The following is a 17,423-nucleotide window of genomic DNA, read 5'->3' on the forward strand; positions in this document are numbered from 1 at the left end:
ACAAATCTGTCTTTCCTGAAAATGAAAACACCCTTTATCACGTTAAAAAAAGGAAAAACGGGACGGGCATGTTCTATGCCCGTTCCGCTTTCAGTTCCTTCCGCAGCTTCAGAGCTGCCTGATAGACAACCTTCCAATCATCGGCGGTTACCGTTGCCGGACTGTAGCGGGTCTGTTCAAACTTCATTAATAACTCTTCAAAAGTCGTTTGGGCAGATGGTCTAAGCTGACTCCAGCGAGTTACTGACTCACGAAGCGTTTCGTCACCACTGCGCGTTAGACCTCGTCTTCTCGCATAACGAATCCAGCGTTCTGTTTCAGCCAGCACCTTCTGTTCAGGTGTCAGCGGTCTGCCGGTCCGCAGGCGAAGTAACAAGAATCGCAACGAAAGGCGGTTGCGCCAGAACATATAGGCTACCCACAGTACGATAACAGCAGCGGCAATCCAGATCACAAAGGTTGGAATCATGTTTGTAGTCTGCTCAGGCGTTGGTGCTTGTTTTTCTTCTTGAACCGGTTCTTCCTCTGGTTGGTCTTCTGGCTGATCAGCCGGCTGGACTTCAGGTGATTCGGTCAGCAATGGCATATCAAATCCCGGGGTTGCTTCAACCGGAATCCATCCGTATTCGCCAAAATATACCTCTGCCCACGAATGAGCATCCGCATTCGTAACCGTGTAGGTCGTTTCAATGGGCGCACCCGGCTGACGTGGAGCCTGCATGTCCGAGTTCAGGGACATCTGTCCAGGTGCATAACCTTTTACCCATCTGGCTGGGATGCCTTCGGCCCTTGCCATCATCACAAGCGCGGTGGAAAAGTAATCACAATACCCTTCACGAATATCAAACAAGAAACCTTCAACAAAATCATTGCTCACTTTCCGGGACAGATCCGGATTGTTGGTGTAGTTGAAGTTTTGTTGTAAATAGTCTTGCAGTAATGCTACTTTTTCATACGGTGTTTTTGCAGACGCAGTAACCTCGGCTGCGAGATCCTTTACCCTTTCGGGGAATCGGGAAGGTAATTGTAAATACTTGTCCTCTGCCGGATTGCTGGTATACAGAGCATCTGCTGATTTGGTACGAAGCTCGTCTTCCACGATAATCGGCACTTCGGATACAACCGTATAGTTTTTGGGATATTGCGGTTGCTGACGCGATGTGACCACGTGCAACTCCGCCCGCTCTGTATTCCAAAGCATACGATCCGCTCTTTCTTCACCATTCACCAAGCTCACTTGTGATATGGAATACGCACCAAACAAAATGGGATATACCGTGTCATTCAACATCGTTACTTTCTGCGTGACTTTTTTCGTTTTTACTTTACCAGCCTCTTCATTTTCCAGCGTTTGACTGGCTGACACATTCTCCATAGAAGCACGTCCAGGCTCATCCCAGCCCGTACCCGTATATTCAGAACGCGTTTCCCCTCGCCAGTAGCTTCGGTCACTGGTCGTGATTGACATGACTGGGGTGTAATCAAAGTTAAATCCTCCGCCAAGCTGACTGTCCTCGCGGCTGTATCCTGACTCCGTCGCTGTAGGAATATCCAGTACTCCATTCCCGGATTGATTTGCGGATGTTCCCGTGTAATTCCGCCAAGCGGTGTACGGATCGGTCAAGGTTGGCGGAATTTCCGGCATGTTCACACTGGCAACAATAATTAATGAGAAAATGATAGCAATATTCGCCAGTATTTTATAAGGATACCGAATCATTCGTTTCCAGCCCTGCGGGTACTGCAGCTGATAATTACGGAAGTGCTGACATACGAGCCACCCCATACCTGCAAACATTACCCAAGCGATCTCAACCCAGAGCGGAATTTGAGTAAATGAATCCAGGATGCCTAGAGATATGATATTAACTCCCAGGAACACCAGGATACGGCGGGTTGAGTTTACAAGGCGAAGTGCAGCCTCCAACATCACCCATGCACACAAGGAAAACCAGACGTACGGAGGCATATGCAAGATAAATCGCTCCACACGCTCTGTCAGCGTTCCATAAGGGATGTAAACCATGTAATCAATCAACGTTTTATGCAAAATATATAAGAGAACAACAGCCTTGATTATCGTTCGATACAGCATTCTAAAGGGAAGAATGACCTCCAGAATACTTACAGCCGCCAGAGTCCACAGCACCAGCGAAGTCGTCTCGGTATACCATGACTCTTGGGTGAACGATATCCATTGCAGTGCAATGAGAAATATCCAGAGCAAAGATGCCGCATGATACCAGGATCTTTTCAATCCCAAACTTTCATTTCTTATGGCATTCATACCGAACCTCCCCCCATAACCGTTGGAAGCTCCTGCAGATGAGCAACGGTGAATGATCTCGTGCCCCTGCCACGCAACATGGCGTTCCATTCCTTACTTTGGCGGGATTCATTGGAATCAATCAAAATGTGACATGGAGTCATGCCACGTGTATCTGCCCAACGAAGTAGCTCAATTATCTTCTCATCTTTTTGTGGAGAAACGACAACAAAATAAGCTCCCTGTGGGAACTGACGCGCTATTTTCTCAACTCCAGGCAACAAGGTAGCATCTTTGCCGTTATCCTGGATATCCACGAGATGATGCATCATCTTCTGCCGTTCAATCAGACTTTCACTTGGAGGCATGAAGGATGACTTATCAGCCAAGGTTAACAACCCCATGCCCATGCGTTCCCTACTGCCATAGTCTAGCAGAGAAGCTGTAGTAGAAACGGCCAGTTCGAATGCTTCACCGTGCGGATAACTTCCGGCGAGCGCATCGAGTACAAGGATGGTTTTAGGCACAGACTCATGTTCAAATTCTTTAGATTTCCAGTTGCCTGTTTTGGCTGTGGCATTCCAGTGAATGCGAGAAAGACGGTCCCCATAAACGTAGTCACGCACACCGTTGATCTGGGTTGTTTCCCTGCGTGAACGTGTCAAGGCTGTTTGTGGTCCAGACAAGCGTGACTTGCGATCATAAAGCTGCCAATAAGGAATAAATACCGTACGAGGTAAAACACGAAATTCACCGCTGGCCTTGAATGTTCCACGATGTTCGATCAATCCAAAAATATCCTCGCTAGCACATTCCGTTTCCGAGAAAACATATTTCCCCCGCTCAAGCGGCGGAGTTTGAAAGGAAAGTTCACCCGTTCCCCGCATACTCGGGATCAGGCTTTCCTTAAATGACCATGATTCCCCATTATGTCGATGTAACATCTCACGCACGACCACATAAGGAAGCGGAAGAAATCCCGGAATGGTCAAGTTCAGCTTCACGCGGACCTGATCACCGGCATGAAGCAGTTCTTCATGATCCTGTCCGGAAGAGAGCCTCCGTACGCCCTGAGCCCGTTTCACACCGCTGAATCCAGCAATCGCAAGATACAGGCAAAGTAGCGTCACCATGGACAAAAGCATAAGTGAGGTCTTTCCTCCTTGAAATAAAACGTACGCAAGGCAGCACATCCACACCACGGCGATGCCCCATACGCGAGGGTGGCGTAAGCCTCGATTGACTGTAGTCAAAAGCGGTCTCATCAACTATTGCCCCATCGATACAGGCACACGAACCTGCTGTAATACAGCGTTCAGAACGGCCTCTGAGCTCATGCTGTCCAATCTGGATTCGGGACGAAGTACAATACGATGAGAGATGACATACGGAGCCATCGTTTTCACATCATCCGGTAGCACGTAGTCTCTTTCTTGCAAGAAGGCAAAAGCTTTTACGGCCATCATGAAGGAAATCGCAGCCCTTGGGCTAGCTCCTAATAAAACAGAAGGGTGTGTGCGCGTGTGGCGAACAACATCCAGCAGATAGTCCATCACAGGATCTCCGATGAACACTTCTTTAATCTCTTGCTGGATAGCCGAGATTTGATCCATGTGAGTCACGGATTCAAGCCGATCTACCGGTTGGCCCGACTGATGTTGCTTCAGCAACGTCTTTTCAATATCCTTGTCGGGATAACCGAGACTGATTTTTAACATAAAGCGGTCGAGTTGTGCTTCGGGTAACGTATACGTCCCCTCAAAGTCAATCGGATTCTGTGTAGCACAGAGCATAAAAGGATGCGGGAGATCGTACGTGTCACCGTCTACGGTCACACTGCGCTCTTCCATGACCTCAAGCAATGCAGATTGCGTTTTCGTCGTTGCACGGTTAATCTCGTCTGCGAGCAAAATATTGGTCATAACCGGACCCGGTCGGAAATAAAAACGCTCATCCTTCGGATGGAAAACAGAAACTCCTGTAATATCACTTGGCAGGATATCAGGATTACATTGAATACGCCGGTATTCCCCGCGCATGGATTTCGATAGTGCTTTGATCAGCTGTGTTTTGCCCGTTCCCGGTACATCTTCAATCAGAACGTGTCCACCTGCTAGCAAAGCTGTAAGTAAAAGTTGAATTTCAAAGGACTTCCCCATAATGCAGGACTCCAGATTTGAACGAACTGCAGAGATGATTTGGATCGACTCTTTGCGCACAGGCATGTGGTCTAACCTCCTAAAAAAGCATACAGATTTCCTTTTATTGTACATGATCCAACGTCACGAGTACACTCGAAGGAACTCACAATTTGTTTCCAGTCGTCAGCTTCACCGCATTTACCGCATCGGTACGACAAAAAAAAGCCACGGATCATATAGATCCGAAGCCTTTGCTTATCACAGTATATATTTTAAATTTAACCTTTTGGACGAACAACCAGTGCCGCGAGAAAAGAAAAGATAATCGCCGACGATATCCCTGCCGCGGTGAGGTCAAAAATACCGGTAATCACGCCAATCCATCCCTCTTTTTCCAGTTCAGTTAAAGCTCCGTGCACCAAAGAATTTCCAAAACTTGTAATCGGAACCGACGCCCCTGCACCAGCGAATTTCACCAGAGGGTCGTACAAACCAAAGGCATCTGCTACCGCGCCAGCCACCACCAGTGTACTCATTGTATGCGCGGGTGTTAGCTTCGCACCATCCATCAACAGCTGTCCAATTACACAGATCAGACCACCTACGATAAAAGCCCATAGAAATTGCATATCTCTTACCCCTCCTGTTCAATTGCGACAGCATGTGCTATACAAGGAATGCTTTCACCCTGCTGGTATGAGAGTGGAGACAGGAGCGCTCCTGTTGCAACTACAAGCACACGCTTCAGATCCCCTTTATGCATCCGGTTCAGGATGTGACCATAAGTAACTGTAGCAGAACACCCGCAGCCGCTTCCTCCGGCAACGACTTGAGGCTGATTCTCCCGATCATAGATCATGAGTCCGCAATCGTTAAAAACGGTCTGCTCCATCGGAATCCCTTCTTTATGCAAAAGTTCCTTCGTTATAGGCAAACCGACGGAAGCAAGATCACCTGTAACGATGAGATCATAGTATCCTGGCTCCAGCCCGGTATCTCTAAAATGAGAAATAATCGTATCGGCGGCTGCCGGTGCCATCGCTGCACCCATATTAAAAGGATCTTTGATACCAAGATCCATAATCCGGCCAATCGTGGCTTTTGCTACATATGGGCCTTGTCCTGTGCGGGAAATAACACCACAGCCAGAACCCGTGACGGTGTACTGTGCATACGGCGGTTTCTGGGAACCATACTCCGTCGGATATCGAAACTGTTTTTCCACCGTACAGTTATGACTCACCGTTCCAGCGAGTACGTAATCGCCGGCACCGGAATCGACAATCATGGACGCAAGGGCTAACGTCTCCATTGAGGTTGAGCAGGCTCCAAATACACCAAGATAGGGTGCACCCAATTGCCTTGCCGAAAATGAACTGCTGATAATCTGGTTCATCAGATCCCCGCCGACAAAATAATGCAGTTCTTCCTTCGTAATATTGGCGTTCACCAATGCGAGCTGAGAGGCTTTTTCCAGCAATTTACGCTCTGCTTTTTCCCACGTTTTCTCACCGATCTCAAGGTTATCATAAATGTAATCAAAATCAGAAGATAACGGCCCCTTACCTTCATCTGGGCCTACAACGGTAGCTCTGCCTATAATTCGCGGCTGATGTTCATACTCCCAGGTCTGGCGGCCCAGCCTTTTCATAGATGTCCACCTCCGAAGCCCAAAAAGGCATATACAATTCCAATGATGAAAGCTGCAACGACCCCAAAAACAATGACGGAACCGGCAAGCTTGAACATATTTGCTCCAACACCGAGCACCAGACCCTCCGCACGATGCTCCAAGGCAGCAGAACACATGGAATTCGCGAATCCCGTCACCGGTACACCCGTACCCGCTCCCGCCCACTGCGCGATTTTGTCGTATACACCAAGACAAGTCAGGATCACGGAGATCAGAATCATAACCGCGACAGTAGGACTTGAAGCCTCCTTGGATGTCATGTCCATCCCAGCCATGAACGCTTCCTGGATCGCTTGTCCAATCAAACAGACGGTTCCCCCCACCAGAAAAGCTTTGATACAATTTTTGAAAATTGGACGTGAAGGTTCATGTTTTTTGGCGACTTTTTTATATTCCTTCTCATCCATCGACAGCGATGAAGTTTTCTTCTTTCCAGTTGCAGATTGTTCTGGCAAGCACAGGACCTCCTTTATGTGAATGGTTTGCAGTCATAGCTGAATGGCGATTGTGGAGCACTTCTATACATTGTTTGTTATTATCGGGAAGGTTATGTATCCGGCGAGAAACAGCAGATGTTTCCAAAATGAAGGAGATGGGGAAGTTATATAGATCACGCCGCTTAATTGTAGTTCACAACCTGTTTGGTCTATAAATAAAGAAGAATGATGACGAGTAAAATAAAGAGTACAATGAACAGCACCTTCTCATTTCCTTCTTCAGGAGGCTTCATCTTGTATCCCGGCTCCTTCCTACGCTTAAAACGTCGTTTAACAGGACAGCCTGATTACAAAGAATATGGCTCCCTTTTATAATCATATGCATGAAGGCAACTCTAAGATTGAGACAACAGCGGACAGAAAAACGGAAAATCCAGACTAAACACGCAAAATCATGCCTTAAAAACGTAACATAAACATGGACATTCACTTGTGCAAGGTTCATACTATAATGTGACCAGTGGTTAATAACGAGTCCTTTGTACGAAAAAAAGGACACCAGGCCAGCAACCGTTTTACTGTGACCTGATATACATATCAACAGAGGAGTTGTTAACACATGAATGAAAAAACGTTGGACATGTTTCGCACATTAACGGAGTTCCCTTCCGCCTCCGGCTTCGAACGTGAACTGCGCGGCTGGATGAAAGAGCAATTGTCCGCATATACCGATGAATTTGTACAAGATCGCCTGGGAAGTCTCTTTGGTGTTCTACGCGGAGATGAATCTGGCCCTAAAGTCATGGTGGCCGGACATTTTGATGAAGTCGGCTTCATGACAACAGGTATAACGGAAACAGGTATGATCAAATTCCGTCCGCTCGGTGGATGGTGGAGTCAAGCTGTGCTTTCACAGCGTCTTCAGATTATTACTCCTGAGCGCAGGATTACAGGCGTTGTCGGCTCTACACCTACCCACTTGCTGGATGAATCCCAGCGCAGCAAGCCGGTAGACTTGAATTCAATGTATCTGGATATTGGCGCAGATGATCGTGCGGAGGCAGAATCGTGGGGGATTCATCCGGGAATGCAGATCGTACCGATCTGTGAATTCACACCGATGGCAAACCCTAAGAAAATAATGGCCAAAGCTTGGGATAACCGTTATGGTGTTGGTCTAGCGCTTGAACTGATGGAAGAACTACATAAAGAGAAGCTACCGAATATCCTCTATTCCGGTGCAACGGTTCAGGAAGAATTGGGACTTCGCGGAGCACGTACAGCTGCCAATCTCATTCAGCCGGACATTTTCTTTGCTCTGGACTGTAGTGCGGCGAACGACATGACGGGTGACAAACAGTCCTTTGGTCATATCGGTCAGGGCGCATTGCTCCGTATCTTCGACCCAGGAATGTTCACGCATCGTGGAATGGTGGAGTATGTTAAGGACACTGCTGCTTCCAATAAGATTAAGACGCAATACTTCATCTCGCCGGGCGGTACGGACGCAGGTCAGGTTCACTTGAGCGGTATTGGTGTACCTTCCACCGTAATTGGCATCTGCGGCCGATATATTCACACCTCTTCTTCCATTATTCATACCGATGATTACGATGCGGCTAAAGAATTAATTGTGAAGCTTGTGAAAGGTCTCGATCGTACAACGATGGAAACCATTGTTAATAACGCTTGATATAGGTATAATTCAACGATTTAAAGCTTTAAACTATAGGGATACCTCATTGAATCTTTTTTTGGGGTATCTCTTTTTCTAATGGTCACATAAATATATGGATCGTTTGAACATGTTGAGCACGAGATACATAAGATATGATAATGGAAGGTTAGTTAACTAAAGATGAAGAACCAACACATCAAACAGCGGGGGAACTTTGTATGGCAATGGGAAGGAACGGAAAATCAAATAAAGGTTCCAGAAAAACTAATGCCGCAAATACCCTTCTGAGTGGCAATTTAAAAGGTAAAAAACTTGAATTGATTGTTGCCGCGTTATTGGTTAGCGGGAAATTAAGAGTGGATGCGTCACGCTGTTTAGAGAAGCCACATTAGTTGTAGAATTAGTGGGCCAGTATAAAACACTCCAAAAGATTGAACCCTCTAATTCAGATAAACTAGTACAATTTTTGGATGAAACGGGCCGAGATATGACCCTGAACGATGTCATTCAGGCTTTTCAGCAGCGTATAAATTCCTAAATGCAAGCATGAAAAGAGGTGGCTGTGATGTCTGAGTTTGATGGAGTCGGTTTTGCCGAAATGCTAATTGTACTTATTCTTGTTGTTTTACTAGCCTTTGGTTCTACAGATATCGATACACTTAGCGGTACACCTACTAAAGTCTAACTTGCTTGTTCTTGATGTGTAATCAAACAACAGCGATTTCGAGACGTGTCAACATAGCGACTACTCAAGTTAAGCTCTTGATTTCAGAACGCCAGTCCATAAATAATGGGCTGGCGTTTGTGGTTGTACTACAGAAATAAAGGCGAGAATGCAAACCATGCCAAAATCAGTGTCAGGATTACACAGACATTTTCTACAACTGCTCCATGTTTGGTTCCCGTACTCATCAGATTTGCCCGAATACGCAGTTTTAATGGCGGCAATGGACGAATCCCCCGATTCGTCAAGGAATCGGCAAGCAGATGAAGAGCATAAGCGGAACCTCCAGCGACCCAAATTTCTGGGCCTTGCTGCTGCGTTGTACTGTACAGTAACCCCGTCCAAACAGCTGTTCCATACAAGGTATGGGTTAAGCCCCTGTGTGTAAGTGTCGTGCACAGCATAAGCAGGCTGCCTGCAATCAGATTCCACGGAGCAAAAGCATGACCATAAAAGACCAAGCCCAGTCCAATGGCAAACATCAATACTTTACGCAGTGATCGCGAAGGCAGGAACGACACAAGCCCAATGAATACAGCAAGTAGCAGATTCCACGGTTTGGCCGGAACGTAAAAATACACAAACACAGCCGCAGGCAAAAGAATCGTCTGCAACAGTCGAATCAAACTGCTCGGCAATGCTTTCGATACCAGCAATGAATTAGGCTCATCAATATCTGGCAACAACGATCCTATTAGTGCAACGGTTACAGCCGGAGCAGTAACCTGCATTCCAAGGAGTTGCAACACTGAAAGTGAAACGCCTGTACCGATAATCAGGTGGGATCTTCCCATCATGATGCAAAAACGTCCTTTCGAGAAAATAGGGAACGTAACCGACCCCACTATGATCATACCTCGAACCAAAAATAAGAACAATAGTTCGTATTTCTCATTTCTAAAAATATTTTTGTTTTCGTGACGGTCATCACACTTATTTTAATATGAATGTTCTATCGTAATTAGTGAAATAAATCACATTATGATTGAGTTAGTCGATGTATAATTCAAATATAAGCCATTAAAAATGTTGGTAAATGTACAGGTTTATCCAAGGGAGGGCTACACACATGAACGGAAATAAAGAAAAATTAGTCGTCATCGGTAATGGTATGGCCGGAATCAGCACGGTGGAACAAATTCTAAAATTAACTTCACGCTTTGATATTACGGTTTTTGGTACAGAACCTTATCCTAACTACAATCGTATTATGCTGTCCTACGTACTTGAAGGTAGTAAAACGCTGGATGACATTGTCCTTAATGATCTCCACTGGTACGAGGACTACGGCATTACGCTTCACACAGGAACCACGGTTGCCCGCATTGATGCCGAGACTCGTGAAGTAGTAACCGAAGATGGACACCGTGCTCCGTATGACAAAATTATCATTGCAACAGGGTCAAATTCTTTCATCCTCCCTGTACCCGGACATGACAAGCAGGGTGTCGTTGGTTTCCGCGATATCGCCGATTGCAATATCATGCTGGAAGCTGCAAAAGCATACAAAAAAGCAGCTGTCATCGGGGGCGGACTGCTAGGCCTGGAAGCTGCAAAGGGACTTGTGCAACTCGGTATGGACGTTACTGTTGTGCATCTTATGGATGATCTGATGGAACGCCAGCTCGATCCTCAGGCTTCTGCCATGTTGAAAGCTGAACTGGAACGTCAGGGAATCAAGTTCAAAATGGGCGCTCAAACTTCCGAACTACTGGGTGGTGAACGGGTTGAAGGTATTCGTTTTGCCGACGAATCTGTGCTGAATGTTGATTTTGTGGTCATGGCGGTTGGTATTAAACCGAATATAGCGGTAGCTCGGGAGAGTGGGATCGAAGTCAACCGAGGTATCATCGTGGATGACTACATGCAGACTTCACTGAAAGACGTTTACTCTGTCGGAGAATGTAATGAACATCGCGGTGTGTGTTACGGACTTGTGGCGCCACTGTTTGAACAAGGAATGATTCTTGCGAAACATATTTGCGGAGTCGAAACAGCTCCGTATGAAGGCTCGGTTGTGTCCACCAAATTGAAAATTTCGGGTGTAGACGTCTTCTCTACTGGCGAATTCATTGATAGCCCGGAACATAACGTAATTTCGCAAAAAGACGACTGGAAACGAACGTACAAAAAAATCCTGCTTCGTGACAATAAAATGGTAGGTGCTGTACTCTTTGGTGACATTACGGATTCCGCTGAACTGCAGAAACTGATCAAAAACCAGACTGAAATGACAGATGAATTGTACAGTTCCCTTATGGGTACAGGTTGCGGCGGTCATAAAAAAACGACGTCTGTTGAAACGATGCCGGTGGATGAGATCGTTTGTGGATGTAACGGCGTAACCAAAGGCGCCATCGTGGATGTCATCACCAATCAGGGTCTAACTACAGTTGACGAGATTAAAGCCTGCACAGGTGCAACCCGCTCTTGCGGAGGATGCAAACCAGTGGTTGAACAGATTTTACAATACGTGCTTGGAGATAATTTCACTGCCGGTGGCAAACAGGGAATCTGCAGCTGTACAACTCTCGGACGGGATGAGATTGTAGCTGAAATCCGGGAAAAAGGCTTGCAAACGAGCAAGGAAGTCATGAATGTACTTGGTTGGAGCCAGCCTGAGGGCTGCTCGAAGTGTCGTCCGGCCATCAACTACTATCTGGGCATGATTTATCCGGACACACACGAAGATGAAAAAGAATCCCGGTTTGTTAACGAACGTATGAACGCCAATATTCAAAAAGACGGAACATACACCGTTGTACCTCGGATGTACGGCGGGGTAACGACACCAGCCGATCTGAAAAAGATCGCTGACGTTTCGGTTAAATATGATATCAAAGCGGTTAAAGTGACAGGCGGTCAGCGTCTTGATCTCATCGGCGTCAAAAAAGAAGATTTGACTAAAGTATGGGCTGAGCTGGATATGCCTTCGGGTTACGCTTACGCGAAATCGCTTCGTACGGTTAAAACATGTGTTGGCTCCCAATTCTGCCGCTTCGGCACACAGGATTCGATGGCCATGGGTGCGAGAATCGAACGTAAATTTGAACGTCTCGATCTGCCAGCCAAATTCAAATATGCCGTGAACGGCTGTCCTCGGAACTGTGCAGAAGCATGTACGAAGGATATCGGGATCGTCGGCAATGACGGCGGCTGGGAAATCTTCATCGGTGGTAACGGCGGAATCAAAGCAAGGCTCGCTGACTCGCTGTGCAAAGTCAAAACCGATGATGAACTGATCGAATTGTGCGGAGCTATCATGCAGTACTACCGCGAGACAGGTAACTATCTGGAGCGTACTTCCGAATGGGTAGAACGTATGGGTCTGGAGCACATCCGCTCGGTTGTTGTGGATAACGTTGAGGAACGTAAAGCGTTGATGGAACGGATCGAGTTTGCCCTTGCACAGGTGGAAGAACCATGGCAAAAAGCGATTCGTGATGAAGAAGGCCAAAGCAAAATGTTCCATAGCATTGAAGTTACGGCTCGCCCATAAACCAAATTAGATTATATGGGATTCAAATAGAGAAACAAATTGATACAAAAGGAGTGGTTTACGATGACAACCAAACAAACAGGCACGTATTTCCCGGCTGGAGCTATAAATGAATTTCTGCCACGCATTGGCAGAGTTGTCGAGATCGAAGATCTGCAGCTTGCGGTATTCCGTGCTTCGGATGGCACCATCTTTGCTGCTGACAACCATAACCCCCACCCTAAGGGTGGGCCGCTGGCGGAAGGCATTGTCTCTGGACACTATCTCTATGATCCGCTGTACGACTGGAAAATTGATTTGACAACAGGTCAGGTGCAAGCACCAGACAACGGTCAAGTGCAGATGTATCCGGTCAAGGTAGAGAATGACCAGGTCTGGATTGCTGTATAACCTCTGCTCTACCGTAACAATGGGGATTGCGATTGATGTTGACTAATGGGGGAAACCGTGATGTATACACCAAGTGTTGAAGGAATTATTGAAGCTGCCGTCAAAAAGAGAGATCAGATGAATGCAAGTTTGCCACGTTACATGGTCGCTGCCTTAATGGCAGGCGCATATGTGGGGCTCGGCATTATCCTGATTTTTAGTATCGGGGCTCCGCTGCTTGCCGCACACTCACCACTGCAAACGATGCTGATGGGCATGTCCTTCGGACTCGCCCTGACGCTGGTGATCTTTGCCGGGTCAGAACTGTTCACAGGGAACAACATGTTTTTTACGATGAGCACACTCGCCGGACGAACCACAGTGAATGATACGCTAAAAAACTGGGGACTTGTTTTTCTCGGCAACTTGATCGGTGCCGTCCTGCTCAGCCTGCTGATTGTAGGGAGCGGTCTGTTCAAAGCAGCCACCCCGGAGCATCTTCTGTTCGTTGTTTCTGCCAAAAAAATGAGTGCTCCAGTAACTGAGCTTTTCTTCCGCGGCATTCTCTGTAACTGGCTCGTATGTCTAGCCATCTGGATGTCTGCCCGCTCCAAAGAAGATATCGCCAAACTGGTTCTCATCTGGTGGTGTCTGTATGCCTTTATCGCAAGCGGTTATGAGCACAGTGTAGCCAACATGACCCTCCTGTCCCTGGCGTGGCTGTTGCCTAACCACCCGGATACGATCTCGCTGGCTGGTTGGTTCCACAATATGATTCCGGTCACACTTGGTAACATCATCGGCGGCGCCCTGTTTGTTGGTATGGCCTACTGGTACACTTCACCGGTACGCAAAAAAGCATAATACACCTCCTGCAGACTATGTTCCTGATAGTATTACTATCAATAGTTTCATGAATACAAGATATCCTTACTTTCACATATACTCAAAGCCATGTGAGATACTGAATCTGATTCAGCATCCCACATGGCTTTTTGATCTTCCTTTTACAAATTTACATAGGGTGTATAGATCGTTAATCTTCGGTTAACATAACCACAGTATAGTCGGTGTATCGACCACCCAAACTAGCAAAGGATGATCACATTTATGGGAATCCATACGTACTTCCGATCACTGAACGATCTTGAACGTATCATTCGTACCCCTGGCAAATTCAAATTCGAAGAACATTGTGTATCTGCTCACTCCTGGAAAGTCGTACAATACGCCAAAACACTCGCCGATATCGAAGAACAGCAAGGTGTAAGTATCGATTGGAAGAAGCTATACGAGATCACCAGTAGCCATGATTATGGCGAAATTTTCATTGGTGATATCAAAACACCGGTTAAACACTACTCGCTGGAGCTTCGTTCCATGTTGCAACAGGTGGAAGAAGGCATGGTATCCCATTTTATTAATGAGAATATCCCACCTGAGTTTCAAGATATTTTCCGCAGACAACTGCGCGAAGGTAAAGACAACTCCGTTGAAGGGCTTATCCTTGAAGTAGCTGATAAAATGGATCAAGTGTATGAAGCATTTGCAGAGCTACAACGTGGCAATACGGAAAAAGAATTCATTGTCATGTACCGCTACGCATTGATCAAGATCAAAAATATTGACCTCCACTGTGTTCGTTATTTCCTCAATCACATTCTGCCTGACATCATTGAAGAAGGTAACCGTTCCCCGTTTGATATCCGCAAAATTACGGAAGAAGCATTATCCCAATAATCAGCTCAGCCCATCGGGATTGTCTTGATCCATGGACAGAGCTTTTTTTTGTTCCTCCCACTGTTGCCGATACTCGCTCGGATACAGGCCCGTTTTGTTTTTGAAAATCCTGCTAAAATAATGTGAATCCGCATACCCTACCGCTCCGCCAATGGTCTTGATATCCATATGCTCATACGCTGCAAGCAGACGTTTTGCCTCGTTTAGTCTCAGACCCGTCAAGTATTTCAATGGTGTCTCCCCTGTTACCTTTTTAAAACATTTCCCCAGATAGTCTACGCTGAAATGCATCTGTGCTGCCATATCCTGCAATGTAATCTCATGCATGTAGTTTTGTTTGAGATAGAGCTTGACTGACGCTGCAATATCTTCCGTTTTCACCTGATCCTCCAGCACGACACTTACATGTGACAGTGAATCCACAGCGCTTCCAAGCTTCAGCTCCATCGCATCCAGCAGCGCACGAAGCTGTTCTTCCGACAACGGTTTAAGTAAATAATCTTCGACTTTATAATGGATCGCCTGCCGTGCATATTCGAACTCATGATACCCGCTAAGGATAACAATTTTAACATGCGGGTAAGCAAAATAAAGATATTTTGCTAGTTCAAGCCCGTTCATCACGGGCATCTGAATGTCGGTAATGACCAGATCAGGTACACTCTGTTCGATAAGTTGCAACGCCTCCTGACCATTTCTCGCCTCCCCGATGACTTCAAACCGTGTATTCAGCTCTTTGAACTTTCGTGACACATTACGACGAATTAAAGCCTCATCCTCTACAATTATGGTTCTGTATTTCATCATCATATTCATACGTTCGACCCTACTCCTTTCGAATGGAACCTCTTATACGAATGCTGACACCGCCGGTAGATTTGTTTTCGATACACATCCTGGCTGCCGGACCATACCACAACTTCAAGCGAGCCCAGATATTTTTGAGTCCCATCCCGTTAATCTCAAGCTGAGGCATTTGATCCCATTCCTGAGATTCATCGATATAATGCACAAGTTGTGCGAGCGTTTCAGGCTCCATGCCTGGGCCATTATCTTCAACGTGAATCTGCCAGCTCTCCTGATCGATATGCAATTCACCTGTGATATGCAATTTCCATGGCAGTGTATCACTCAAACCATATTTCATCGTATTTTCGAGCAAAGGCTGAATGATCAACATCGGAACCCGGATATCTTTCATCTCATCAGGGATCGAGAACTCGTAGTGCAAATCATCCTCAAAGCGAATTTTCATACATTCAAGATACCGTTCACAATACTCAAGTTCGTGAGATAACGGGACGCCGTTTTTGCCAGAAGTAGAGATATAACGAAGCATAGAAGCGATATGATCGCAGAACACCACGATCTGTTTATTCATGCCCTCCTCCGCCATGATGCTTATATTGGTAATGTTGTTGTATAGAAAATGCGGGTTCATCTGTGACTGCAATGCCAGCAACCTCGCCTCTGTTTCCCTGGATTTGATGGCCATCTGGTCTTGAAAAGACTGCACAAGCTGCTGATTCAACCGGATGAAGGTATCATTCAGCTCTGCCAATTCCCGGATGGACGCAGGATGGTCCAGCTTGAATAACAACTGACCAGCCTCCTGACCTGACATCAGGTCGTTTTCACCTGTTTTCTGGATAATGCGCTGCAACCGATGAAGCGGCAGAGTAACCCTTTTCGAGATCAGATACGAAAACATCAAAATAATCAACAGGGTTGCTAGCGTAGCACCTGCAAAGATCAATGCCATCCGGTTCAGATTGGCGAAAAGGGACTGCTTGGACTGCATGACAACAACAGTCCATCCGGTTTCCTGCGATGTCATATACGTCATCATCTGCCTTGACCCCGTAGGCGAATGGGTGACTTCCTGCATCGTTTCAGGCGGAGATGTACGATGTTGAATCAGTTTCATATCTTCCGAATAGCCAGCTGAAGAGGAATCAGCATCTATCGTGGCTGAAGGAAGCGGGTACAACAAGGTATCCTGCTCATCCAGCACATAAACTCGAAGTTCCTTATTACCTGCTTGCAGTTCGTGCAAATACTGGAATAGGTCTTCGGCAAGCTGCAAAATTTCAACGACACCCTGACTGACGTAATTGCCATCCTTGTAAACCCGTGTAAGCGAGATATAAGGTTGATCCGTTCTCCCTTCCCCGGTGGGCATGGGCAATGCACCACCTTGTAACAGACGAATGACACGCCAGCCACTCCGTTCCCAGGTTTCCTTATACCAGGGGCGCTGCTTCAGATCTACCGGAAGCTGTCCGTTGAATACTCCCGCCCCCAGCATCTTTCCATTCACATCGTAAATGTTAGCCTGTTTGGCCGTATTGGAGCTGCTAATAATCGCCATAATGACATCAATGAGTGTAGTCGTGTCCTTATACAGCGAGGGGTCACTTGTCATCGTTCGTTCAACCCCCTCTGCCGGAGACAAGTAATGACTGAAATGCTCCTTGACCAGATTGGAATATACGATGTTCATGGAGAAATTGTTCATTTTCACAACTTCCTGATCCAGATGACTAACAATGGACAACCCCAATTGTTTTTGCTGCTCTTCACTTCGATGACGAATATCACTGGTGAGATACACATATAACAGGCCAGCCACAATAAGGGAAAACGTAATAAATACCGCTGAATAATACGCAAACAAACTCTGTTGTAATGTTCTGAATCGATACCGCAATTCCATACCCCCGTCTTCATTATCAACATCTGCGTATCTTCGATGACTTCGAAAATGTCCACCTCGAAGAACGCTTTTGTCTATTGAGCCTACTCGTTATTCAAAGTAAAGTTATCCACATAAGAATACGCTTACATAAAGCGTTTCGGCAAGTGCATAAATGATT

Annotated in this window: 15 protein-coding genes; 6 read left to right on the forward strand and 9 right to left on the reverse strand. The window is 46.3% G+C overall.

The genetic code is table 11. The features are described from left to right. Nucleotides 1-73 precede the first annotated feature (73 nt). The 6 genes from MKY23_RS20100 to spoVAC form a co-directional block, all read right to left on the reverse strand. On the reverse strand, nucleotides 74-2,287 hold the full coding sequence (locus tag MKY23_RS20100; protein WP_339831694.1) for a transglutaminase domain-containing protein: 2,214 nt from the start codon (nucleotides 2,285-2,287) through the stop codon (nucleotides 74-76). Further along, complete coding sequence (locus tag MKY23_RS20105; RefSeq protein ID WP_253492440.1) at nucleotides 2,284-3,411, reverse strand: DUF58 domain-containing protein; 1,128 nt, start codon at nucleotides 3,409-3,411, stop codon at nucleotides 2,284-2,286. Before MKY23_RS20105 ends, MKY23_RS20100 begins: the two co-directional genes overlap by 4 nt. Nucleotides 3,412-3,534: 123 nt before the next feature. Further along, entirely contained in the window at nucleotides 3,535-4,491 is a 957-nt protein-coding gene (locus MKY23_RS20110) for a MoxR family ATPase (protein ID WP_090914948.1), read from the reverse strand. A gap of 194 nt (nucleotides 4,492-4,685) precedes the next feature. Next, the gene (spoVAE, locus tag MKY23_RS20115) at nucleotides 4,686-5,036 is read right to left on the reverse strand and encodes a stage V sporulation protein AE (RefSeq protein WP_090914950.1); all 351 of its coding nucleotides are present in this window, start codon (nucleotides 5,034-5,036) and stop codon (nucleotides 4,686-4,688) included. Between the two features lie 5 nt (nucleotides 5,037-5,041). Continuing rightward, on the reverse strand, nucleotides 5,042-6,058 hold the full coding sequence (gene spoVAD, locus MKY23_RS20120; protein WP_339831700.1) for a stage V sporulation protein AD: 1,017 nt from the start codon (nucleotides 6,056-6,058) through the stop codon (nucleotides 5,042-5,044). After that, complete coding sequence (spoVAC, locus tag MKY23_RS20125; protein ID WP_339839591.1) at nucleotides 6,055-6,507, reverse strand: stage V sporulation protein AC; 453 nt, start codon at nucleotides 6,505-6,507, stop codon at nucleotides 6,055-6,057. The genes spoVAD and spoVAC overlap by 4 nt, the downstream gene beginning before the upstream one ends. Before the next feature lie 649 nt (nucleotides 6,508-7,156). Between spoVAC and MKY23_RS20130 the strand changes: the two genes are divergently transcribed. Both MKY23_RS20130 and MKY23_RS20135 read left to right on the forward strand, forming a co-directional pair. Further along, on the forward strand, nucleotides 7,157-8,230 hold the full coding sequence (locus tag MKY23_RS20130) for a M42 family metallopeptidase (RefSeq protein WP_339831703.1): 1,074 nt from the start codon (nucleotides 7,157-7,159) through the stop codon (nucleotides 8,228-8,230). Nucleotides 8,231-8,433: 203 nt separating this feature from the next. Then, entirely contained in the window at nucleotides 8,434-8,607 is a 174-nt protein-coding gene (locus MKY23_RS20135) for a hypothetical protein (protein ID WP_339831705.1), read from the forward strand. Nucleotides 8,608-9,028: 421 nt separating this feature from the next. On the opposite strand, the gene MKY23_RS20140 is transcribed toward MKY23_RS20135, so the two are convergent. Beyond that, nucleotides 9,029-9,736, reverse strand: coding sequence for a metal-dependent hydrolase (locus MKY23_RS20140; RefSeq protein WP_308722840.1), 708 nt, complete (start codon nucleotides 9,734-9,736; stop codon nucleotides 9,029-9,031). A gap of 272 nt (nucleotides 9,737-10,008) precedes the next feature. Here MKY23_RS20140 and nirB point away from each other — a divergent pair, with 272 nt between their 5' ends. The 4 genes from nirB (at nucleotide 10,009) to MKY23_RS20160 (ending at nucleotide 14,547) form a co-directional block, all read left to right on the forward strand. Continuing rightward, nucleotides 10,009-12,438, forward strand: coding sequence for a nitrite reductase large subunit NirB (gene nirB, locus MKY23_RS20145; RefSeq protein ID WP_090914960.1), 2,430 nt, complete (start codon nucleotides 10,009-10,011; stop codon nucleotides 12,436-12,438). 63 nt (nucleotides 12,439-12,501) lie between these two features. Then, on the forward strand, nucleotides 12,502-12,828 hold the full coding sequence (nirD, locus tag MKY23_RS20150; RefSeq protein ID WP_221788896.1) for a nitrite reductase small subunit NirD: 327 nt from the start codon (nucleotides 12,502-12,504) through the stop codon (nucleotides 12,826-12,828). A gap of 60 nt (nucleotides 12,829-12,888) precedes the next feature. After that, nucleotides 12,889-13,671, forward strand: coding sequence for a formate/nitrite transporter family protein (locus MKY23_RS20155; RefSeq protein ID WP_145332246.1), 783 nt, complete (start codon nucleotides 12,889-12,891; stop codon nucleotides 13,669-13,671). Nucleotides 13,672-13,917: 246 nt separating this feature from the next. After that, nucleotides 13,918-14,547 carry a YfbR-like 5'-deoxynucleotidase gene (locus MKY23_RS20160; RefSeq protein ID WP_090914967.1) on the forward strand — a complete coding sequence of 210 codons (630 nt, stop codon included), beginning with the start codon at nucleotides 13,918-13,920 and terminating at the stop codon, nucleotides 14,545-14,547. Here MKY23_RS20160 and MKY23_RS20165 read toward each other — a convergent pair whose 3' ends face one another. Next, nucleotides 14,548-15,363 (reverse strand): response regulator, encoded by an 816-nt coding sequence (locus MKY23_RS20165; RefSeq protein ID WP_339831711.1) that lies wholly within the window; start codon nucleotides 15,361-15,363, stop codon nucleotides 14,548-14,550. Nucleotides 15,364-15,373: 10 nt separating this feature from the next. Beyond that, complete coding sequence (locus tag MKY23_RS20170) at nucleotides 15,374-17,263, reverse strand: histidine kinase (RefSeq protein WP_339831712.1); 1,890 nt, start codon at nucleotides 17,261-17,263, stop codon at nucleotides 15,374-15,376. Nucleotides 17,264-17,423: the final 160 nt, after the last annotated feature.

The organism is Paenibacillus sp. FSL R7-0272 (assembly GCF_037969905.1).
Taxonomy (GTDB): Bacteria; Bacillota; Bacilli; order Paenibacillales; family Paenibacillaceae; genus Paenibacillus; species Paenibacillus polysaccharolyticus.